This window comes from Colwellia sp. 20A7 (assembly GCF_009832865.1).
GTDB lineage: Bacteria > Pseudomonadota > Gammaproteobacteria > Enterobacterales > Alteromonadaceae > Colwellia.
On record NZ_CP047130.1, the window covers coordinates 2,076,323 to 2,100,375 of the forward strand.

General features: G+C 36.8%; 18 protein-coding genes. 17 read left to right on the forward strand and 1 reads right to left on the reverse strand.

Going from position 1 to position 24,053, the window contains the following annotated elements; all coding sequences use genetic code 11:
• Positions 1 to 31: 31 nt before the first annotated feature.
• From tssC to GQS55_RS09060, 16 genes are all read left to right on the forward strand, one after another.
• Positions 32 to 1,561: a type VI secretion system contractile sheath large subunit gene (tssC, locus tag GQS55_RS08985; RefSeq protein ID WP_159819871.1), complete on the forward strand. Its 1,530-nt coding sequence runs from the start codon at positions 32 to 34 to the stop codon at positions 1,559 to 1,561.
• 18 nt (positions 1,562 to 1,579) lie between these two features.
• Entirely contained in the window at positions 1,580 to 2,365 is a 786-nt protein-coding gene (locus GQS55_RS08990) for a type VI secretion system accessory protein TagJ (protein WP_159819873.1), read from the forward strand.
• Positions 2,366 to 2,619: 254 nt separating this feature from the next.
• Positions 2,620 to 3,108, forward strand: a complete 489-nt coding sequence (gene tssE, locus GQS55_RS08995) for a type VI secretion system baseplate subunit TssE (RefSeq protein WP_159819875.1) — start codon at positions 2,620 to 2,622, stop codon at positions 3,106 to 3,108.
• Positions 3,108 to 4,940 (forward strand): type VI secretion system baseplate subunit TssF, encoded by a 1,833-nt coding sequence (gene tssF, locus GQS55_RS09000; protein ID WP_159819877.1) that lies wholly within the window; start codon positions 3,108 to 3,110, stop codon positions 4,938 to 4,940. Before tssE ends, tssF begins: the two co-directional genes overlap by 1 nt.
• Positions 4,937 to 5,923, forward strand: a complete 987-nt coding sequence (gene tssG, locus GQS55_RS09005) for a type VI secretion system baseplate subunit TssG (protein WP_159819879.1) — start codon at positions 4,937 to 4,939, stop codon at positions 5,921 to 5,923. The genes tssF and tssG overlap by 4 nt, the downstream gene beginning before the upstream one ends.
• 69 nt (positions 5,924 to 5,992) lie before the next feature.
• Entirely contained in the window at positions 5,993 to 8,596 is a 2,604-nt protein-coding gene (tssH, locus tag GQS55_RS09010; protein ID WP_159819881.1) for a type VI secretion system ATPase TssH, read from the forward strand.
• A gap of 427 nt (positions 8,597 to 9,023) precedes the next feature.
• Positions 9,024 to 9,503, forward strand: a complete 480-nt coding sequence (locus GQS55_RS09015; RefSeq protein ID WP_159819883.1) for an Hcp family type VI secretion system effector — start codon at positions 9,024 to 9,026, stop codon at positions 9,501 to 9,503.
• A gap of 64 nt (positions 9,504 to 9,567) precedes the next feature.
• Complete coding sequence (locus GQS55_RS09020) at positions 9,568 to 11,376, forward strand: type VI secretion system Vgr family protein (protein WP_159819885.1); 1,809 nt, start codon at positions 9,568 to 9,570, stop codon at positions 11,374 to 11,376.
• Positions 11,377 to 11,378: 2 nt separating this feature from the next.
• On the forward strand, positions 11,379 to 11,732 hold the full coding sequence (locus tag GQS55_RS09025; protein ID WP_159819888.1) for a hypothetical protein: 354 nt from the start codon (positions 11,379 to 11,381) through the stop codon (positions 11,730 to 11,732).
• A 39-nt stretch (positions 11,733 to 11,771) separates the two neighbouring features.
• On the forward strand, positions 11,772 to 12,062 hold the full coding sequence (locus GQS55_RS09030) for a PAAR domain-containing protein (protein WP_159819890.1): 291 nt from the start codon (positions 11,772 to 11,774) through the stop codon (positions 12,060 to 12,062).
• Between the two features lie 93 nt (positions 12,063 to 12,155).
• The gene (locus GQS55_RS09035) at positions 12,156 to 13,355 is read left to right on the forward strand and encodes a hypothetical protein (protein ID WP_159819892.1); all 1,200 of its coding nucleotides are present in this window, start codon (positions 12,156 to 12,158) and stop codon (positions 13,353 to 13,355) included.
• A complete protein-coding gene (locus tag GQS55_RS09040; protein WP_159819894.1) occupies positions 13,355 to 14,464 on the forward strand; it encodes a hypothetical protein in 1,110 nt (369 codons plus the stop codon). Before GQS55_RS09035 ends, GQS55_RS09040 begins: the two co-directional genes overlap by 1 nt.
• Before the next feature lie 59 nt (positions 14,465 to 14,523).
• A complete protein-coding gene (locus tag GQS55_RS09045) occupies positions 14,524 to 19,296 on the forward strand; it encodes an RHS repeat-associated core domain-containing protein (protein WP_159819896.1) in 4,773 nt (1,590 codons plus the stop codon).
• A 45-nt stretch (positions 19,297 to 19,341) separates the two neighbouring features.
• Positions 19,342 to 19,905 (forward strand): SMI1/KNR4 family protein, encoded by a 564-nt coding sequence (locus GQS55_RS09050; RefSeq protein ID WP_159819898.1) that lies wholly within the window; start codon positions 19,342 to 19,344, stop codon positions 19,903 to 19,905.
• Positions 19,906 to 20,067: 162 nt separating this feature from the next.
• Entirely contained in the window at positions 20,068 to 20,937 is an 870-nt protein-coding gene (locus GQS55_RS09055) for a hypothetical protein (protein WP_159819900.1), read from the forward strand.
• A gap of 116 nt (positions 20,938 to 21,053) precedes the next feature.
• Positions 21,054 to 21,659 carry a hypothetical protein gene (locus GQS55_RS09060; RefSeq protein WP_159819902.1) on the forward strand — a complete coding sequence of 202 codons (606 nt, stop codon included), beginning with the start codon at positions 21,054 to 21,056 and terminating at the stop codon, positions 21,657 to 21,659.
• A gap of 322 nt (positions 21,660 to 21,981) precedes the next feature.
• On the opposite strand, the gene GQS55_RS09065 is transcribed toward GQS55_RS09060, so the two are convergent.
• A protein-coding gene (locus GQS55_RS09065; protein WP_159819904.1) for an IS3 family transposase occupies positions 21,982 to 23,150 on the reverse strand; the annotation gives its coding sequence in 2 pieces (ribosomal slippage) (positions 21,982 to 22,907 and positions 22,907 to 23,150; 1,170 coding nt in all).
• Positions 23,151 to 23,352: 202 nt separating this feature from the next.
• Between GQS55_RS09065 and GQS55_RS09070 the strand changes: the two genes are divergently transcribed.
• Positions 23,353 to 23,883: a hypothetical protein gene (locus GQS55_RS09070; RefSeq protein ID WP_159819906.1), complete on the forward strand. Its 531-nt coding sequence runs from the start codon at positions 23,353 to 23,355 to the stop codon at positions 23,881 to 23,883.
• Positions 23,884 to 24,053: the final 170 nt, after the last annotated feature.

Consider the following 24,053-nt stretch of genomic DNA (forward strand, 5'->3'; position numbering starts at 1 on the left):
TGAGCTGATAGGTCAAGGATATATAAGAATTATGCAGGAAGCAATTTCATTTGTGGAAAATGAGGTATTTACCAAAGAGGTAGATAGTGAAGCCACAAATCCTTCAGCTCAACAGTTACACAGCAAGCATCTAGTTGACCGTTTTTTACGCGAAACAGACATGAAAAAATCGTTAATGTTATGGCTTGAAAATTCAGGTTATAACACTGACAACATTAAGAAAATTAATATACTTTCATTGCTTCGTAAAGCAATAGCAGACATAGATAAAAAACTATCCACCCAAATAAATTGCATTATTCATCATCCTGAATTCCAAGCGCTTGAAGCCGCTTGGCGTGGTGCGTTATATTTAGTCAACCAAAAAGAAATTAACGACAAAAATCAAAAAGTAAAAATAAAGGTATTAGACTGTAGTTGGCAAACACTCAGTAAAGATATAAATAAAGCGATAGAATTCGATCAAAGCGAATTCTTTAAACTTGTTTATAATAACGAATACGATATGTCAGGGGGAGAACCTTTCGGAGTACTCATTGGAAACTATCAAATATCTCATCAAAATAGAAAAGGTACTTTGATAAACGATATTGATATTCTAAAAGAAATCACCAGAACTGCTGCAGCCGCATTTTCTCCCTTTATCACTTCAGCTCATCCCTCTTTTTTTGGGGCTGATAATTTTTCTGATTTAGCAGCACACACCGATTTCACCAATAATTTCAACCAAATTGAGTACACCAAATGGAACTCTTTACGGAGTATGGATGACGCACGCTTTTTAGGCCTTACACTACCTTACACGCTAATGAGATCACCTTATAAAAATGATGGAAGTAGAAATGAAGGCTTCCGTTTTACAGAGGTAATTAAAGATCCACAAAAAGATCACCTATGGGGGAATGCTTCTTTTGCCTTTGGTGGCGTGCTTATTCGAGCGTTTGCGGAATCTGCGTGGTTTGGCCAGATTCGAGGCATGCAACCAGGCGTAAAAAGCAAAGGATTAGTGTGTGATTTGCCAGTATGTCAATATGAAACTGACTTGTATCGAGGAAGAAGCAAGCCTTCAATTAATCTATTAATCAGCGATCGCGCTGAAAAAGCACTTTCAGATAATGGTTTTATTCCCTTATCTGCTGTACCCGGTAGTGAGCACTTAGTGTTTTATAGTAATTCATCTACTCAAAAACCAATTGAATATGATTCTGTTTCTGCAACCGTCAATGCAAAACTCTCCTGTATGTTGCAATATATTTTATGTGTTTCTCGCTTCGCTCATTATATAAAAGCAATAGGACGAGAAAAAATTGGTACTTACAGAAATGCAGACCTTTGTGAACGAGAATTGCAAAAGTGGCTGTATCAATATACAACCGCCTCTGAATCAGCGTCAGACCTAGTACGAAGTAAATATCCGCTTCAAACTGCACAAGTACAAGTAAAAGAAATAAGAGGTAAGCCAGGGCACTTTTATTCAACTATTCAGTTGCAGCCCCATTTTCAATTAGATCAAATGATCTCAAGTATAAAACTGGTGACAGAGTTAACACCTAAAAATTAACGCTAAAAAGGAATTAACATGAAAAAGATACAAGAAATGCTTCAAGAGTCTCGATTGTCTGACAGCATATCTCATTTAGAAACACAGTTACGCGATGATCCATTAAATGTTGACGCTAAAAGTAGCTTAATTGAATTACTTTGTATTAATGGTGAATTAGAACGTGCTGATAAACAACTTAATTACATGGTGCAAAAACACCCTGACTTCTTGATTGGTGCTGCAAACTTACGACAATTAATTCATGCTGAGCAAAGTAGACAAGACTTTTTAATTGGTAAATCTGTTCCTCATTTATTTACTGAGTCTGATGCACACATTGAAGCGTTTATGAAGCTTCGAGTAGAAATGAATCAAGGAAGTGCAGAAAGTATAACCCAGTGTGCTTTATCACTTGAAGAAAACAGAACCGACATTCAAGTTGAGCTAAATGGTGAAGTTGTCAATGAGTTTAGAGATTTAGACGATTCACTTGGCGGTTTTCTTGAAATATTTGGGACTGATGGAAAATATTATATCGCTCAAATAAAAGATATTGACTATATCTATTTCAAGCCAGTTAGCTCTATTATTGAACAAGTATGGCGTCGTGTTGAACTAAGCATTAAAAATGGCCCAAGTGGCGAAGCACATATACCGTTAGTGTATGCTCATAGCGGTACGGATGCTGAAAAATTAGGTAGAGAAACCGATTGGCAAGAAAAAGCGCCAGGTGTCATGGTAGGTGTTGGACAAAAGATGTGGTTTGTAAACGATCAAGCCGTGCCATTATCTGATTTTATAAAACTGTCTAAGCTAGGTTAGTACCTGTTTTTAAACAGATAAAGTCTGTTGTATTGTCCTTTTAACGTCGGGTAAATATGTCATAAAAATGAATTTAAGAGTCATTTTTAAATAAAAATTATGCTTAACATTTACTTGTTTTACCCGTAAAATAATTGAAATTAAAGGATATAAATTGTTTGATAAACGCAAGAATACTCTGAACTTGATAATTAATATCAGTAAAGCGTATTCTTTTGAGTTGCGAGTATTATGGAAGATATTATGGAAACCACGTGGGTATAAATAAACATCAATTCATTCAAGCCTCTATTTTAGATAGGCTTATAGATGACTCTCCCCAAACCCCTGATATTAAAGAGTCTAATAAAGGTCTTAATTTAAAACAATTAAGAGCCAATGTTAGGCGCGACCTCGAAAACTTACTTAATGCTAAAGTGCCTTGGTTAACTTGGCCTGAAAACTATAAAGAATTAGATAAATCTTTACTGAATTATGGTTTACACGATTTCTCTAGTATGGCTGTTGCTAGCTTAGAAGGCCGACAACGTTTATGCCAACAAGTTGCAGAAGTCATTAGACGCTTTGAACCACGCTTTATAGAGGTCGATGTTGAGGCCATTGATAGCGAACAACCCTTAGATCGTATTATGAGATTACGAATAAACGCCTTACTCTATGCTGACCCTGAACCAGAATATATTACGTTTGATTCGGAAGTAGAGCCTGTTAGTTTAGGGTTAAAAGTAGTAGAGACCTTATAATGAATGAAGATTTATTAAAATATTACAACCGAGAACTTGCTTTTATACGTCATATGGGCTCAGAGTTTGCTTCAAATTACCCTAAACTAGCAGGGCGTCTACGTTTGAGTGATGAACACGTAGAGGATCCCCATGTATCGCGACTAATTGAAGCCTTTTCGTTATTAACAGCCCAAATAAGACAAAAATTGGATGATAGTTTTCCAGAATTGACTGAAGCTTTATTAGGACAACTTTACCCTGATTATCAAGCACCTGTGCCGTCAATGACCGTGATAAAAATGGTAACTGAAAATGTTTCTACAACGGGAATTTTACTACCAAAAAACACGAAGGTAGACACACAAGTAGAAGGAATGAAAACATGTCACTTTAAAACGTGCTACGACAGTTATTTATGGCCAATTGAAGTGGCAGATGCACAGTTTCAAAATGCACCTTTTAATGCCCCAGAACCCATCTGGCATTCACGTCCAAAAGCGATAATAAAACTCGCGATAAAAGGAGAGTTTGAAGACGTATCGATGGCAACCTTAGGACTTGATAAATTGCGTTTTTTCCTAAATGGTCAAGCACATCAAACCTATTATTTATATCAATTAATATTTCAACATTGCGTTGGGCTTGCCATCGTTAAAAATGATGATTGGTCGACCGTGAAATATTTAGAAAAAAGGCACCTTAAAGCCGTTGGTTTTGATGATGAAGACCAAGTGGTACCATACAGTAAAAAAACCTTGTCAGGCTATCGTTTATTAGTTGAAAACTTTATTTTCCCTGAAAAGTTTTTATTTTTCGACATCGATGAATTAGACAATAAATGGGTAAATATTGATGATAAATTTGAAATATATATTTATTTAAAAGAAGGCTCTGAAGACTTAGAAAAGCAAGTTAACGTGAACAATTTTTTATTGGGTTGCACACCCGTTATTAATTTATTTGAACAAGAGCTAGAGCCTGTTCGCGTTGAATCATCAGAATACGAGTACAAGCTTGCACCTCGATATCTTGATGCTGAGGTTGCTGAAATAATAAATATAAAAGAAGTTATCGCCTTCGACCCGAAAGATAATAAAACCACAGTGACGCCTTTTTATGGTGAAGCTCACCCAGCATACCTTGATCAAGACCGAATGTTTTGGAATGGTCGAAGAGAAGCCTCGAATTGGGCTGGTGGTTATGCTGAATTTGGTACCGATCTTTATTTGTCACTCGTAGACCACAATTTCAATGGTTTTAACGCACAAGAAGATTATGGTTCATGGCTGCTAAGTATTAGAGCTGAATGCAGTAACCGAAACTTACCCGCCCATTTACCTTTTGGTACGGATGAACCAAAAATGTTTATTCCTGACCGAGCGGATATTATTAAAAAGGTGAAATGTTTACTTGCGCCTACATTACCCGTGAGAGCTGCATTAAATGAAGCATCTAGATGGCAACTTATTAGTCACTTATCACTAGATAGCTTTAGTGGAGAGGATGCGCTACACCAGCTAAAAGAAGTTTTAAAACTTTACGATTTTAAATGTTCGCCCGAAAATAAAACGTTAATTGAAAATATTATGGCCATTGATGTTAGCACTACAACGGCACGTGTTAATCAACGAGGTTTAGTTGGTTTTAGTACAGGTAATGATATTTTACTCACGTTTGCTCAAGATCACTATTTAGGCAGTGGTATGTTCTTTTTCTGTACGGTACTTGATCGTTTCTTTGCTCAATTTGCCGCAATTAATAGCTTTACTCGCTTAAGTGTCCAATTTAATAATAAGGATGGTATATATCATACTTGGCCAAGTAGAGCAGGAAAGGCACCATTACTATGAGTATCCAAGAACTTATAGATAGCCCTAGCGAGCATGACTTTTATAAAGCGGTGTTCGTATTACAACAACAATTAGTATCGAGTAATTCTAAACATAATAAAGTAGGGTGTGATGGTTTACCTGAAAGCGAACTGGTTAGATTTAAAGCGGATCAACATTTAGGTTTTCCAGGGCAATCTATTAGTAAAATCAATGTAAAAGATAGCAAAAATAAAGATAAAATTGCGGTAGAAATGCATGTGTCGTTTATGGGACTTACTGGTATTAGTGGTGCATTACCTCAACATTACAGTGAATTAGTGTTGGAAAGGCTTAAGTTAAAAGATACAGGGATGTGTGATTTTTATGATTTATTTAATCACCGTCTTATCTCATTATTTTATCGAGCATGGGAAAAATATAGATTTTCTGTTAATTATCAAAACAATTTAGAGGGTAAACCAGACAGCTTTACCTCCGTATTAGGTAAACTTTCTGGTGAGCAAGCGATAAAAAAATACTATGCGGGATTTTTTAATAAGAAAATCAGAACCATTGATGGATTAACGCTAATTTTAAAAGATTTCACGCAATGTGGAGTAAGTATTAAACAATTCCAAGGGCAATGGCAAAAATTGTCAACATCAGATCAAACACGTTTAGGTGGAAGAAAATCGCCAGAAGGGCAGTTTGCTGCCTTTGGGGTTGATGCCACAATAGGCAGTAAAGTCTGGGATATAAACTCAGCAATAGCAATTGTGATCAAGCCAAATGCTGACACGAAAATACATTCTTTTTTACCAGGGCAAGAAACCAGCCGTTTGTTAAAAAGCTTGATCAAAAGTTATCTTGGTATTGCTATAAAATTTAAAGTACAACTTGAAATACAAACAAGGCAAATTCCAATGGCGCAATTGTCAAATAAATCAGTGCCATTAGGGCATGGGTGTGGTTTGCTTTCGAAAAAAAATGAAGAAATTAAAGCGTGTTTGTTACCTTTATAAATTATGCTTATTCGTTATAAAAAGCTGAACACAAAGAAACTGTAAATAAATGATAAGGGACTAATAATTATGTCAGCAATGACTTTGAGTAAACTAGTAGAAAAATTAACACCAGCCTGCCGCGAGTCGCTAGAATCTGCTGCAAGTATATGTCACAGCAGAAGTCAGTTTACGGTTGAAATAGAACACTGGTTACTTGCTTTATTAGAAAAAGAGTCTGATGATTTACGATTAATTATGGCAAGTTTTTCTGTAGAACGTGCGACATTAATTCAGGAGTTACAACAAGGATTAGAAAAGTTAAAAACAGGCAACAGTGCCGCACCTAGTTTATCTCCTCATATTGTTAACTTATTAAGTCAAACATGGCTTAACACCACAATAGAGTTTAATGACAACCAAATACGATCGGCTTACATTATTTATACGTTATTAAATAATGACTCGTTAAGTACGCTTATTTCTCGATCTGCTAAAGAGCTTCTTAAGGTTGATGCAGGTCAACTGCTACATGCATGGCCACAACTCTCAGCTCAGTCAGGTGAATCGTCAGATGAACAGCAACAATTAGCTTCGTCTACAGGCAAAAAAGCGAGTAAAACCCCTAGTTTAGAGCAATACACGCAAGACTTAACGGCAGACGCTAAATCGGGAAAAATAGATCCTATTTTGGGACGCGATAATGAAATCAGACAAATGATTGATATTTTGACACGTCGCCGACAAAACAACCCTATTTTAACAGGTGAAGCAGGTGTTGGTAAAACAGCAGTCGTTGAAGGATTAGCGTTAAAAATTGCGGAAAAAGATGTACCAAAAGCTCTTAAAGATGTGCGACTTCATGTATTAGATCTCGCATTACTGCAGGCAGGTGCAGGTATGAAAGGCGAATTTGAAAACCGCCTTAAATCACTCATTAGTGAAGTTAAAAATTCAATTCACCCAATAATTTTATTTATTGATGAAGCGCACACCATGATAGGTAGTGGAGGACAAGCCGGCCAAAATGACGCGGCCAATTTGCTTAAACCTGCTTTAGCGCGTGGTGAATTAAGAATGATAGCCGCAACCACCTGGGCTGAATATAAAAAATACTTTGAAAAAGATGCTGCATTAACACGTCGTTTTCAAGTAGTGAAAATTGAAGAACCTTCTGAGAAACAAGCCATTGTTATGATGCGTGGATTATTACCTGTAATGGAAAGTCATCATAAAATAATTATTTCTGACCAGGCACTACAAGCCTCTGTTAATTTATCTCATCGTTATATTACTGGACGTCAATTACCTGACAAAGCCGTTAGTTTACTTGATACTGCCTGTGCACGAGTTGCGATGAGTCAAGGCTCTACACCAGGTGCAGTAGAAAACTTACAACGTACCGAACAACAAATTGAAACACAAATTAATTTGTTAAAACGAGAAGTGAAAACTGGCGCAGACCATAAAAAAGCATTAACCGCGTTGAATAAAACCTTAAAAGAAACTCAACAAGCGTTGTTACCATTAAAAAAACAATGGCAAAACGAGCTAGTGCTTGTGAAGAGCGTGGCCACGTTGGTGACTGAGTTACAGCAAGATGATGTTGAAGATTATGATACTAAGTTAGTTGAATTGAATAAATTAAAGGCTGAACTATCCCTAAACCTTCAACCTATGGTTCATTGGCAAGTAGATGAACAACTTGTTGCTGAGGTTATCTCTGATTGGACAGGTATTCCTGTTGGTAAAATGCAAAATGATGAAATTGATATGGTTTTGTCGTTAAAAGAAACAATGGAAAAAAGAATTATTGGTCAATCGCATGCATTAGACCTTATTGCAAAAACGGTACAAATATCAAGAGCACAATTAGGAGATGAAAAACGTCCTATTGGTGTTTTTTTACTTGCTGGACCAAGCGGCGTAGGTAAAACAGAAACAGCGTTAACCTTGGCTGAACAAGTGTATGGTAGTGAAGAGAATATTACTGTAATCAACATGTCAGAATTTAAAGAAGAACATAAAGTCTCATTATTACTTGGTTCACCTCCTGGGTATGTTGGTTATGGTGAAGGTGGTGTTTTAACTGAAGCCGTAAGACGTAAACCTTACAGTGTTATTTTGCTTGATGAAATGGAAAAAGCACATCCGGGTGTACAAGATATTTTTTATCAAGTGTTTGATAAAGGAACAATCAAAGATGGTGAAGGTAGAGATATAGACTTTAAAAACACCATTATTATTATGACCTCAAACGCAGGTACAGATACAACGATGGAGTTATTTGAAGATGAGAATACAGCACCTTCAATTACAGGGCTACGTAAAGCACTGCAAGATGACTTATTAACCTATTTTAAACCCGCGTTTTTAGGGCGTATTAATGTCGTGCCTTATATTCCATTGTCTGACGACATGTTAAATCAGATAACAAAACTTCAATTAGCAAGAATTGGCGTAAGGTTGAGTAACCATCACCAAGCTAAATTTAGCTACAGTGATGACGTAGTGAAAAAGATAGTATCACTCTGCCAAGATGCTGGCTCAGGCGCACGAAATATCCATAATATTTTGCAAAATACTATGCTGCCAGAATTGTCGATTAAAATTTTGAATAAAATGACTAACAACAAAAAAACGACCAATGTGAATATCAATGTTAAGGAAGATGAGTTCACATACAAAGTTTAGGACGTCTTAATAAAACTGTCATAAATTAAACCCGAATCACTTAAATCCTATTTCTTTTAGTGGAACGGGTAGAGTACCTTCTTCAAATTTGAAGTTGGTACTTTGTTTTTTTCTTAAGCGTCTGAATTTAAAGTATTTTTTTATTTTGTTTCTATTTGTTTCTATACGTTTTTTTGGGTTGTTCGGTTTATTATTTTGGGTATAATACTACCTGTTTTCTTTTACTTTACCTTTGGTTTACTTTCGATTTACTTTTGTTGTAACTATTTTATAAACAAATTTATTGTATGAAGAAAAGCTACAATAACTAAGTTTTTTTATAAAATAGAATGTAGGTTTTATATTCTATAAAGTTTAATTTAACTTCTGTTTAAATTAAATAGCCTATCCACTAATGGATAAAATACATGCACAAGGAGCATTAATAATGCAAGCAAATACATATTTGGACTACGAAGGAATTAAAGGCGAAACAACGGCTGAGGGATACAAAGATAAAATTACTGTACTTTCTGTTGATTGGAATGTTAGCCGTGAACTTTCTTCATTTACTGGTACTGCACAAGATCGTGAAGCTAGCGCAACACGTCTTGGTGATGTAACTATCACTAAACTTCAAGATAATGCGTCTACGTACTTATTTGAAGAAGCGACTATCGGTAAAGGTAAAAAAGCAATCTTCTACATCACTAAACAAGGTGATAAAATTGAAGAAATTATGCAAATCGAATTAACTGATGCCATGATTTCTAGCTATAGTGTTTCAATTCAAGGTGATCGCCCAGTTGAAACTATTACTATTAGCTACACTGAAATGATGATGGCTGTTACTCCAACAGATGATAAAAATAACATTACTGCTGCGCTTAGATACGGCTACAGTGGTGTTAAAGGTCAACAAATGTAATTTTTTTGTTACCTAAGCCTTAAGGGATTAATCCCTTAAGGCTTTTTCAATATTGAGGCAAGGAATGCAAAAAGCTACCCAGAAAAATAATATTATCTCTATCTCTACTCCTTTAGGTAAAGATACCCTATATTTAACACATTTAAGTGCCACCGAGGCCATTTCACAACTTTATTCATTTACAGTATCAATGTTTACGGTCGGTACAACGATTTCACTCGATGGCTTAGTGGGTAAAAATGTGTGTGTTTCGTTAAGGAATGCGGAAAGTGGTGGCGCCATTCGTTATTACCATGGTGTTGTTAGTCACCTAGAATCAACAGGAATGAGAACTGCAGCGACAGACGATGTAGAAGATTATATAGATTATCAAGCTATTATCGTACCTACCGCAGCATTCATGAAAAAAAGAAGTAATTGTCGCATTTATCAAAACTTATCAGTAACAGACATCGTGGCAGATCTTTTTGGTCAACACAGTGTAGCCTTTCAAGATAAAACGACTAAAAGTTATCCCAAATACGAATATTGCGTGCAATATCAAGAATCTGATTTAGACTTTGTTACCCGCTTATTACAACAAGAAGGTATTTTTTACTTTTTCGAACACAGTAGTGGCGCGCACACATTAGTGCTAGCAGATGATATAACTGCGTATAAAAAATGTGCAGAAGCAAAGGTGCGTTGTTTTTCAGGACACTTATCGAAACCACATGTATCTCATTGGCAAGGTGGTTTAAGCATGGTTAGCGGGGCCTATCAACAAAAAGGCTATGACTTTGAACAACCGACACTCTTTCCAAGTGGTAACAAGGTAACCGCAAGTTTACCTGCACAAGGTGGTTTGGAAATATTTGACTATATGGGTGAATCAGAATTTAATAAACGCCCACAACCTTATGCAAATACCCAACTTGAAGCATTGCAAAAAGATATGCATAAATGCGCAGGTCAAGGCGACTGTCGTAGCTTTAGTATTGGTAAAACATTTACCTTTGAAGATCACGAAGACAGCAGTTATAAAGGCAAAAGTTATTTATTAACCGCCATTAGAACCAGTGCAACACAGCCTAATCAATCAGGGGCTAATCAATCAGGTGCAGAAAACGTTTTTACCAACGATTTTGAATGTGTGCCTAAAGACACTCCTTACAGACCAACAGTATCGCTTAATAAACCGCTAATTAATGGCGTTCAAACAGCGGTTGTAACGGGTGACCCTGGCGATGAACAGCATATTGATAAATATGGCCGAGTAAAAGTGCAATTTCACTGGGATCGTGAAGGCGCATATGACAGTAAAAGTTCTTGTTGGATCCGTGTTGCTCAAAACTGGGCAGGTAATAAATGGGGCGCTTTCTTCTTCCCCCGTGTAGGCCAAGAAGTTTTAGTTGAGTTTATCAATGGCGACCCTGATCAGCCAATTATTAGTGGTGCTATTTATAATGCCGACTTAATGCCTCCTTATGCCTTACCGGCTAAAAAAACTCAAAGTGGTATTAAATCACATAGTACTAAAAATGGTGGCGCAGACAATTTTAATGAAGTGCGTTTTGAAGATGACAAAGGTAAAGAACTGTTATTTTTTCAAGCGGAAAAAGATCACGAACTTAAAGTTAAAAATGACCAAAAAGACACCATCGACAATGACCGCTTAACCGAAATAGCCAATAACGACACGCTAAATGTTGGTAAAGTTCTTAAAGTTACTGCGGGCAGTAAAATAGAATTTAAAACGGGCAGTGCGTCTATAATAATGAGCAGTGATGGCTCTATTACCATTCAAGGCACCAGTATAAAAGTGAAAGGTACTGACATTAAAGTCAATGGTACAGGTATTACTATGCAAGCCCCGTTAATTAAGTTGAATTAGTAATGGAGGCTTATAACTATCCTAATGTTGGTCGTACAGGCCAATTTTGCCAAGGTCATTATGTTATTTGCCAATTTGGCTACCATTACTTGGCGTGTCGGCCAGAAGATAAGCCAGCAGATCCATTATTAAAAGCACCATTAAAAGAATTTTTAGTCAGTAGTACTTATGGGGCGCAATTTTTGCAAAATTTACATCCATGGAAAAATGAACAAAATATTATTAATCAGCTTTTTTACTATTTAGCGCGTGATGAATACCAGCATGAGATGCAGAGTATTTCAAAATCTATAAAATGTATTGCTAATGAATTATTCATCGGTAATTTATTATTAATTCCATTAGACAATAAATGAAAATTAAACATTTAAACAACGTAATTAGAGGAAATTAACATGGGAATGCCAGCAGCCACTGTTACACATATGCATCTTTGCCCTAAGGTTAATCCAGGGCCTGTACCTCATGTAGGCGGCCCAATAATTATGGGTTCACCAAATGTGTTAATTGGTAGTTTGCCCGCAGCAAGAAAGGGCGATAAGCTTATTTGTGTTGGACCACCTGATACAATTAATGCAGGTTCAAGTTCAGTGAAAATAAATGGTAAACCTGCGGCTCGTTTAAGTGATGGTACTGCACATGGCGGAATCATTGTGGTGGGCAATCCAACGGTTTTAATTGGATAGCTTAACTTAACGACAGTAAAACAAGAATATAATAAGGATTTCAAAAGCGTACTCTTATTTAAAGTGTACAGTTTTGTTTAAATAAGTCATCTTATGGATAAGCTCACCGTGCAACTTACTCAATTAATAGCCCAACGAAAAGTATTGAGCTTTAATTTTTGCTGCTATAAAGAAAGCTTTGTTGATAACACGCAAAAGCTAGTGACCGTCGCTCATCTTATCCACGCTCAAAATAATAACCTTTGTATTCTTAGCGCGCAAAATACCACGCAAATTATTGAACACCTTCAAGCTGAGCATCAGAATACGGAACAATATAACGAACCTGAACTGGCCCTTGTTCTGGCGTTAAAATTAATAATAAAACCACAATTACAGGGCGAATTACTGACCATAATGTTAACAAGTGAACAAGCCTACTTACAATCACTATCATTAGCGGTAGTAAAAGTATTGGGCGACAACTTGATTTTCACTATTGATTTTATTAATGAATTCACATTACCAATTTCTGGTATGTCTGCAGATGAAGCAAACGAAAATACGCCACAACAAGCCTTTATTCAAAAAGCGTTATTTACGCTATATAACAGTAAAAAATTAACGGCTTACTTAAGTTCAGAATTACCTGAATATAAGCAGTATGACAACAGAGTCGCGTCTTCAGAATCATTATCGGCAATAAACTGGCTCACCATTGATGTTTTATCTGATAACAAACCAGACGTGCAAAAAATCACAACAACGTTTATCCAGCAAGAGTATCTGAATAGCCATCTTTTTGATGTATTTATTACGTCACTTAATGAACATGAAGTGACTCAAGTAGTGAATCAACTCAGTGTTGATGATACTCACATTCCGTACATTATTCATGCTATGGCGCTTAGCGGTTATATTAAGTTTATCCCTTTTCTTGCTCAATATTTACAACAAGCCAATTTTGTATCAGACGCCTATCAGGCACTACGTATAATCCTTGGTAGCAAGTTAGATAAATTAATTCCGTTAAATATTCAATTTAATAGCGAGATAGATGAACGAATAAAAGATTTACCCTATTACGGAGCTAAAATACTCAATGCATGGCAGCAAGGAATGCCGAGTATAAGCTTTACTTTTGAACAGCCAGACAATAAACGTTTATTAAATGGGTTAGAATTATCAATACAAGCCGTAGAGCATGTGGCTATGTCTGGAAGCCAATGGCATCGTTATGTGGCAATGCTACATCAACAACAAGCGAACGCTACCGCTTATTGTTATAATGCGCATGCGTTGGCAGTAAATTAATGAAAATTAAACTGCATAACAGCCATGTGCTTATTGGTGCTAAACCAACAACAGCACAAGCGATAAACTTACCGCGAGTACCTCCTGAAGAAACGTTTATTACTGTTAACAATTCAGAATACGTCAGTTATTTCTGCTCATTACCTGAAAGTCGCCCAAGTGATAATAATGCTGATGAAGCTTTAGTTACTGATGACAAAGCCTCACGGTGTCTTCAGTTAATTAAACAACTGCTTGTGCAAATTGAGCAAACCGGTGAAAAACTTCCCTTTGATGCACCTGTATTTTGGTTATTACCTGAATTCGTAGAATCTTATATCGATGAAACCAACAAAACAGACATCAATAACCAACATACCTTTGCCGATTTTGCTAAAAAACTACAACAGGCGTTACCACAATTATTTAGTCACCCACAAAGCCAATTATTTCCCTTTGGGCGAGCGTCATTCCCTATTGCCTTAACTACCGCTAAAGCGTTATTAGAAGAAGGTAAAGCTAACACTGTTACGTTAATTGGTGTTGACAGTTTATGGCACGACATTCCTCAGTTGTTCGCTGATAAGGCTTTGGTTTCAGAAATAAGTGAGCAAGGCATTACACCTTCTGAAGGTGCAATTCTTACGCAAATATCACAAACGGATAAAGGCATATCAATCGACTTTATTCAAAATAGCGTAGCACCCAGTAAACAACGAGACGTTAGCGTAAAACAGTTGTTTTCTGAAAGTATGGCTGCGTTAGCTGAAATAGATCAGAGCATTAAAAACAAAGAACAGCAGAATGATCAACAATCATCACCAACAACGCTCTCCCACTTATATTTACCTGGCAATGGCGACGAAACATTACAAAACTCTTGGTTAGAAGCCTACTTTCAATTAGCAGGGTCTGTCGATGGCAATACCAAAATTTGCCAAAGTGGCATATTTACGGGGGAGCTCGGGTGCGTTACTGGCTTATATAATTTTTTACATATAGCAAACAGTTACGAACATAAATTTTTACAAGGAAATACACTACAGCTTGAAGTGTCTAATTCACTTCATCAAGGCGTTGTTTTATATTCATATAATAATGAAAACCATGGAATAAATCATGATGAATAGTGTCTTGCTAACAACAGGTAGGCTGAAGCAAATTTACGGACAAATAAGGTTTTAATAGGATGAGCGAGCAGTATTTTCAATTTAAAGGCAGAAACCGACGTATTGTTGTATTGCCTCGTAGTGCTGGAGCACCAAGTGGGTATAGTTTGGCTTCTGAAGGCGGTAACCAAGCACAAGCATTGGTAGACGAAATATCACCTCACTTAGCTAAAGACGTCAATGCCCTTGCACAAGCTTGTGGTTTACTCAAGCAAGTTAGTATTATTGTCACGCAACAGGCAAGGCAAGTTGCGCCCAAATTATGTGAAGCAATTCGTCGTGAATTAGTTCATGTGTATGCTGAAAAGCCTCAATCGTCTCTACATTATTCAACAGAAGAGGCGGGCCCTAAAGCAAGTGCGAGCAGTAGCGCCAAGCAACCCGAGGTAAAGCCCAGTAATCAAGGTAAACAGGCCGCCAATTCACAGCAAAGTGGTAGCGTTAGTAATAGTACACCGACTGAAGTACCAATAAGCGAGCAAGAATGTCGAAGTGACCCTGTTTCATTGCTCAGCGGTGAAGAAATACTACCGATAAACGACTTTACCTATCACGGCTTAGTACCTATTACGTGGCGACGCCTTTATCGCTCTAGTAAAATAAACAACAATGTGGGCTTAGGTTACGGATGGCGACATGGTTTTAGCGCACAGTTGCTGTCTTGTTATCAAGCACCGCCGAAAGTTGGCCCTGTACAGGCAGGTAAACATTGGTTTGAATTAACCGATGAAGAAGGAGCTGTGCATGTGTTTGACCAAGTAAAACCTGGGCAAACCAGCTATCAAACATCGTCAGGTTTAGCACTGTTTCATCAAGTTGACGGTAAACAGGTATTAATTAAACCCGATGACAGCCACTGGACATTTATAAAACAGCCTATCTTGTCTAAGGACAAAGAAGGGAAAAAGCAAAAACAAGAAACGCATGTTTGGTTACTAGACAGTATCAGTAATCATTTAGGGCAATGTATTAGTCTACATTATGACAATAAACAACGTTTAATCCAATTATCAAACAGCCCTAAACGGGGTATCGCGCTGCAATATAATCAACAAAACAATGTGGTTAAAATTGCCGCATATTGTTTGGATGATGATAACAAAAAAATTCTACAAACACCGTTATTAGCGCATTATCAATACAATGACGCACAAGCGATGGTTAACGCGACCAATAGTGAACAAAACACAGAGCATTATCTTTATCGTCAAGACTTATTGCTTGCACGTAGAACCCGTGCATCGGGGTTTAGCCATCACTTTTTATGGCAAGGCGAAGGCGCTAAAGGGCAATGTATTGAACAATGGGGCGATAACGATAACTATCATTATCATTTTACTTTTCAGCCTGCTGATGCCAGCAATGCCTTTGAGCAAGTAAGTACTTCAACCGACAGTTTTGGTCATACCGAACGTTTTGTTCATAATGCACAAGGCTTGTTAACGGAATATACCAATAATAATGGTGACACTACGGTTACCGATTATGATGGCCTAGGACGTAAGGTTAAAGTCACCGACCCACAAGGAAGTAGTACAGCATTTGACTACAATGACCAAGGGCAGTTATGCACGCAAATCGATGCCTTGGGCAATAAAACGTTATACCATTACAATAATTTGGGTAAACGCATAACCACCATTGACCCCCTTGGTCGACAGCATAAACGTCATTATGACGCCACAGGTCGCTTACTTGCTATTATTACCCCAGATGGCAGAAAGCACAGCTATCGCTATACCGAGCAAGGTAAACTTGAAAGTGAAATTGACCTACAAGGCATAAAAACACAATACCATTGGAGTGTTGATGGTGAGTTGTTAGCAAAGCAAGTAGCAAATAACTTAACGCGTTTTAGCTACGACAACCTAGGGCGTGTAAATGCTGACATTAATAGCCAAGGCTTAGTGACTGAATATAAACGTAATCGTAACGGACAGGTTAGTGAGCAATGCAGTTATGGCCAATCAACACCTTATAATAAAACAGTAAAAGCGTTTTCATACGACAACGCAGGGCGACTGTTAAGCATACAAGAGTTCGGTGAACAAGAGTCAAGCGCAGCAAAAGAAAATGACGACCAACAAGAAACGAAAAACCAAAAAGACAATCAATTAGATAATCAACCAGACAATCAAATAGACAGTCAGCCAGAGCTTACCCTATACCAATATCAAGGTTTAGCGCAGCCCAGTAAAAAAACCTTTCCTGATGGCAGTTGGCTTAGTTACGGTTATGATAACGAGCGTAATTTAACTGATATAACCCGCAGTGATGGCGCGCAATATCAATTACGTTATAGCCCGACAGAAAAACCAGTCGAGCTTATTGGCTTTGATGGCAGAAAACAAACCTATCAATACGATGCGAACGACCAATTAGCCAGTGTGAATGACAGCGACCGACGCTTCATTCGCTTAAAGCGTGACAAGGTAGGGCGAATTATTGAGCAAAGCGCGAGCCAAGCATCAATAGCCGTTAAAGGGAAAGCCGCTCCCCAGAATACAAGCCAGTTTAGTCAAAAAAATCACTTTCAATATGACAAAATAGGGCGAATAGTTCGTGCACATAACAGCGAGCGTACCGTTAACTTAAGCTATCATGCAAATGGTCAATTAAGCACAAGCCAGCAAGGTCATTGGCAGCTTAGCTATGACTACAATGAGCTTGGTCAACGTAAAAGCGTGCAATTACCTGATGGTAACCAACTGTGTTATGAATACACCGAGCAAGGGCAGTTAAGCCAAGTCAGCTTAGAATCTAGCATAAGTAATAATAGTACAAGCAATGATACTAAAAGCAAGGCACAATCGTTAGTTAGCTTTCAATACAATAATACTGGGTTAAACACTCAACAGCGCTTAGGTAATGGTATTGAGCTAACACAACAATTTGACGTGTATTCAAGACTGACTGAGCAACAATGGCAGCGTACAGACGAATCTATTGCTTTTGCCGAGCTACGAACTTATCAATACGATAATAAACATCAGTTAACGGCATTGCAGCAGAAAACCAGTGTTCAAAAGAGTAACGAAAAAACTAACCAAGCCTCTGTTGAAATACAGCAAGCTAAAACCTTTCGTTATAATAATTTAAGCCAGTTAATTTCAACCAGTGTTACACAAGCGAGTAATACAAATAGCGATAACAACACGCTTAATAATACTGACGTTTTACGACCAACGGACAAAGAGCATAAAGAAAATACAGAGCAGCACACACAACAATACCAGTGGGATGCGTTTGGTAACCCACAGAGTGCAGCTCAAACCAAAGATAGCAATAATAGTGATGATATCATCGTTAAAAACGACCAACTGTTCCGTTTTGCAGGCACTGATTACCGCTTTGATGATTGTGGCAATCAAATTTCTTTATGGGGTAAGGGCAGTAAACAACAACGTGTTTACAATGCATTCAACCAATTACAGCAGCTCAACCATAATGGCAAACTCGCCCATTACGAATACGATGCCTTAGGTCGACGTAGCGCCAAAATTACCGAACAGGGCAGAGTTGATTTTATTTGGGATAATAACCAACTGATTGGTGAGCACCAAAACGGCAAGTTCACTTGGTTTGTCTATCAACCCGATACGTTTTTACCGATAGCGTTAATAAAGCAGGGTGAAGTATATTACTATCACCTAGACCAACTCGGCACACCGCTTTGTTTAACCGATAGCAATGCAACACAAGTATGGCGCAATAACAGTGATGCATTTGGTTATGAGTTAGACAATAGCAAAGAAAGTAGCAAAGAGAATCGCCAAGAAAATACCTTCACTAATTTAATTGAAAACCCACTGCGTTTTCAAGGGCAGTATTTTGATGAAGAATCAAAACTGCATTATAATCGCTTTCGTTATTACTGCCCGAAACAGCAACGCTTTATTAACCAAGACCCGATTGGGTTAGTGGGTGGGATAAACCACTATCAATATGCGCCTAATCCGGTTAACTGGGTAGATCCGTTTGGGCTGCTGTGTAAAGAAGGGCAAAGACGTGTTGCTAATGCAATCAGTAAAGATGGAAATATTAGTGATGAATTAAGCGCTAAATTAATTGCTCTATCAACGACATCAATTTATACCGCAGATTCGATGGTTAATGCTATTGAAAGTGGCAATGCAGCTGATTTAATCAAGAAAAATGAATTGGATAAAGCAAAAGCTGCTATTGATGGTGGGTTTAATAGCAAACAAAAAAGTATTATATCCAATTTAAAAGATAAATATCCAAACGCGATACCTATCGATGTTAAGCCTACAAATACTAATGCTGGAACTGGTGCTCCAAAGTTTGATAAGTGGTCACGAGAAGATGGCGTCGTTTTATATGATGTTGAAAGTAATAGTTATATTTATGCTATTGAAATGGATACATCACTATTTGGTAGTAAAGTAGTTGATATTGAATATAAGGCTGATCCAACAAATCCAGCTATGCGATATCCAGACTTTGACGAATATTCGGTTGATGAGGTAGTTCTTCCAAATGGAGTAGCTAAACCGAAAGATAGACCAAAAGATTATGGGGATATGTATGAAGCTCTAGATAAAAAGCATGGTAAAAAAAATTATAGCCAAGAGAAGTATGGTGTACCAGTGCTACAAAAGGATGGTTCTTATAAACGGAGTTCTCCAAATAACCCGCAAAGTAAGGATATTGATGAAAATATATTATATACACCACATCATCATCAAGATATGAAGAAAATGCAAATGCTTGATTATGAAGTGCATCTAAAATTCAAACATGTTGGTGGTGTAAGTAATGCGAATAGTTAGTAGTTAATAGTTAATAGTTAATAGTTAATAGTTTTTGGAGGCATAATGGATAAATTAAATGATATGTGGAATAAATTAAGCAATATAGCTGTTGCTCCCTCAAGGGGAACAGAGTTAAGCGAATACATACCTAAATTAGAATCTTTAGTTGATTCACCTTTGCCTGATGACTTCAGGCAGTTTTTACTAAATATTGGGGGATATAAAATGGCTCCTCCTGACTCTCTTGATGTGGGCTATGTAATTAAGTTGCCTAAACCTAAAGGAGGAAGAAAATCTATAGGTTTATCTAGTTCCTTGAGTATAAAAGGCATGATTAAAAGATGTGCTGAATGGGGTAGTTCATTACCACCTAAATCGATATTAATAGAGTCTACAGGTGACGGTAGTCATATATTCATGAGTATGGTTCCTGGTTCTATTGGCGAAATATACTTTATTGAAAGGGATCACTATATGGATTCTGGTGAATTTGATGACTTTGAATTTGAAGAAGATGCCTGTGACGCTTTTGACCCTAAAAATGGGGTAGTTCCCAATATTTTCTCAAAATTAGCAGATAATTTTTATGATTTTATTATGGCAATAGAATTAGAGGGTCCAGAATAAAAGCCAATGGGGTCAAATCTTGACTTCATACATCTACTTTCATTATGTTGAATTTAGAAAAAACAAAGAAAATAACAAATACACCCACTTTAAATAGTGGGTGTTGATTTACTACTAACACGTTGTACTTAAACAAGATAACACTAAGAAAAGGACACTTCGATGCCAGCCATGAAATTAATCCAATCAGTAGGAATTGGCGGCGCAAATAAGCCAGATGATGTAAAGGCAGTACAAACCGCTTTTAATTCACTTCTTTCCCTTATACCACCAACTAAAAAATTAACCGTAGACGGCCGTTTAGGCTCACGCCCTGAAAATTCTAAAACCGTTGCCGCTATTAAGCTATTTCAAAGTAAAGTTGTGAATATGGTACGCCCAGACGGAATAATAGATCCAAATGGACGCACTCATAGAAAAATCAACGAAAAGCTTGCAAGTGCTGTAACAGCTGCGATTGTTCCAATATCTGGCAATTTAAAAGTAACATTAAAACAAAATATGAAGAAATATGAAGGTAATATTCCTCATATGTATTTAGACACAAAGGGCAAGGTAACAGTTGGTGTCGGTCATTTATTAAAGGATGTTGAAGCGGCAAAAAAAGTACCTTTTACCTTTCGTGATACGGGTGCCGTTGCCTCGGTAAAACAAATTGAAGATGAATTTAAACTAATTAAATCAAAGCCTTTTGGGAGTCAAGCGGCTCCTTTTTATAAGCCTTTCACTAAATTGGTCATTACAGAGGCAGTAAGGGAAGCTCAAGTTGAACAGCATATAAGAACATTTGAAAGTGAGCTTAAAATTATTTACGGTGCGTCAGAATTTTCAAGTTATCCTAACGATGTAAAATTAGCGCTATTTGATATGATTTTTAATTTAGGTATGCCTGAGCTTAAAGACGAGTTTCCAAATTTTAATAAACATATGAAAGTACGTGATTTCAAACAAGCAGCCATTGAATCAAATAGAAAAGATGTATCAGCTGAGCGTAATACTTATGTCCGCAACCTATTCAAGAGTGCAAAATGATAAAAAAAACGACTTTACTTATATGTATTAGTATCTCTAGTACAGCATGTGCAAATATAAAAGAAAATAAAATAGCTCCAACATATAGTTTAGAGAATAAAACTAACGGGTATTTTATGGAACCGGAAGTCTTAGAAACGCCGGAACAGGTTAATGCTTTATTTAGTAAAAACTGGTTTTATTCCTATGAGGTTGTTTTAGATAGTAAGCCAGCTATTAAAGTTGATAGTTGTAAAGTTTTATCTAAAGCATTTCAAGAGGGCTATAAATCAGCAGATTATAAAGAGCAGGTCGCGTTACTAGCTACTAATAAAATATGTACCACGTGGGCTGATATGGGGAAATTAAAGCCTTCAAAAGAAAGCTTTTTAAGTTCATTTGAGCACAGTTTAGCATTGCCTAAACAGATGCCGCCTGAGTTATCTTTAATTATCTCGAACGATGACGAGCGCCGCTTAGCAAAAGCGAGTAGCTGGGAAGAAATGAGCCACATTAAAAAAGTGGAACCAGTAAATGATGACCAAGCTATTTATTACGACAACAGTGGTGGTATTCAAAGGTTAACAATAATGGCGAAGGGTGATTATAACCAAGATGGTATTGAGGACATAGTTTTGCATTTAGCAAATGCAGTTGAACGTGGAAGTTATTCTTCTTCTTATAGTTATATTGTGACACGACTAACCGCCGATGCACCTTATACGTTAATTAAGCAGTTTTAATCACTTAGTATTGCAAATGTATACTGGCATAAAGCATTCATTTAAACCGTGAGTGCTTTATGTTTACTTATTAAAAATTAACAAATTAACGAGGACAGTCGCTCAAATTTTAAACATTGAACTTATTTCGATTGATTATTTAGTTTCTGTTTTTGTTTTGTCATAGAGCGATTTATAAGCGAGTGTCCTTGTTATTTTTTGTTATTCTTTTCAAGATAAAAAAATACAGGTTAGAACAACTTTTGGCACAGTTGAGGGTAATGAGAAGATAAACCATCTAATTTATCGATCTGACCTGGTCAAGTAAATTCAGACACCCTAGTTAAGCTACTTTTTCTAACTCATTAATTTTCAATTCAAAATCATTAGGGCTTTGATACCCTAAGTAAGAGTGTAGTCGGTTACTGTTGTACCACATGGTTATGTAATTCATTATATCTTGTTGAGCTTCATAGCGTGTTTCATAATTTTTCCAGTGGACACGCTCTTGCTTTAGGCTGCCAAAGAAGCTTTCGGCAACGGCATTATCCCAACAGCAACCCTTCTTACTCATACTACCAATAAAGCCATTGTTATTGAGTAATTGTCTATACTGGTGGCTTGCGTATTGAACACCTTGATCGGAATGAACAATAAGTCCTTTCTCAGGGCTTCTTTGCCAAATAGCCATTGTTAGTGCATCACAGACAAGTTGAGCTTTCATTCTCGACCCCATGCTCCAACCAACAACTTTACGAGAGTACAAGTCAATAACAACGGCTAAATAGAGCCAACCTTCTGCTGTCCAAATGTAAGTAATATCACCGACAAATGCTTGATTTGCTTGCTCTGTGGTAAAGTTTTGTTCAAGTTCATTTTTATAAAGTGGCTTATTATGATCACTATTAGTAGTGACTTTATATTTCTTTTTATAGCGAACCCAAACATTTGCCTCTTTCATTAATTTGGCTACTTTCCATCGACTGATAGGAAAACTCAAAGCATTCAGTACCGCTTTAATACGCCTTTCGCCATAAGTATTGTCACTGAATTTGGCAATATCCTTTATTAACTCAATCATTTCTTGATGTGTTGCATTATTTTTTTTACTTGTATTACGTTTCTGATAACTATAATAATTATTAGTTTTCACGCCCAATACGCGGCACATTAATACCACTGACCAGATCTTCTTATGATGGGTAATAAACGAATATTTTACTTCGTTTCTTTTGCAAAGAAGACCGTCGCTTTTTTTAATATATCGCGCTCCATTTCTAGGCGTTTGACTTGCGCTTTTAATTGACGATTTTCTTCTTGATCGGGTGTCAGTTTTCCATTACCTCGAAAAGCTTGACCATCTTCATTTTCAGCTTCTTTGATCCAGCGGCCGAGCATTTGATTTCCAATCCCTAGATTCCTGCTAGCTTCAGAAATACTAATGTTTTGATCTCTGACTAAAGAGATAGCATCAAGTTTAAATTCCTTGGAATATTTTTTACGTGTTGTCATTTTCATTCTCCGGTTAAGTTCATTATTCCTTAACTGGGGTAGTCGAATCAATTAAACCACGTCAATCAGAGCTTATACAAAAAGTAACGAAACTAATGAACAGCGATAATAAGTTGAAAGAATTTAAAGGTTACAACACGCCTTTAGGCAGAGGTACAGTACAAGAGTATGTGCATAATTGGCAAACATATGGAATTGACGTATGAATATAAATAAGTTTTTTATTTGTGTTTTATTAACAATCACAAGTCATGTATCTATCGCTTCTGACTGTTTAAGCATAAAGGTAATTGAACCGATTAAAGTTAATGACAAAACTGAGCGTATGCAGTCAATCAAATTTGATAAAGTTAAACTGCTTCATAAAGATAAGTCGGGTATTTGTTTACCTACTCAAGATACCTATGTTTTAGCTTTTAATGAAGGCATTCCTTTTATTGCGGCCCGGTTAAAGGGACATACACCAGATATAACCTTGATTGAAAAAAGTGATAATGACTATGCGTTAATTAACTATTACGCTGGTAATAAACTGCAAGTATTGAAAGGGTATCAACTCATCAATTCGGAGCTGCATGAGCTACCTAATTTTACTTTAAGTAGCAATGTAAGCAGCATTAATGTTACTGATGGATTAATTAGTGTTAAGAATAACCAGTTAGTTGAAGAGAAGTCGACTAATTCAGTCATACTTTATGATTTCGGTTTATCTGGTGTATTTATTAAACCTTAGATATGTTTAAGCAATAATAGTGACAAGTACCCTGAATTTGTGGAAAGGAGGCTTTAATCACAAGCCTTACTTGATGACACTTGCTGCATTAAAAAAGTTTGGTGTACTAGCTAATGATGGAATGTGTTTAGAACAGAATGAAAATTCAATTAAAATTGGATACATCAAAC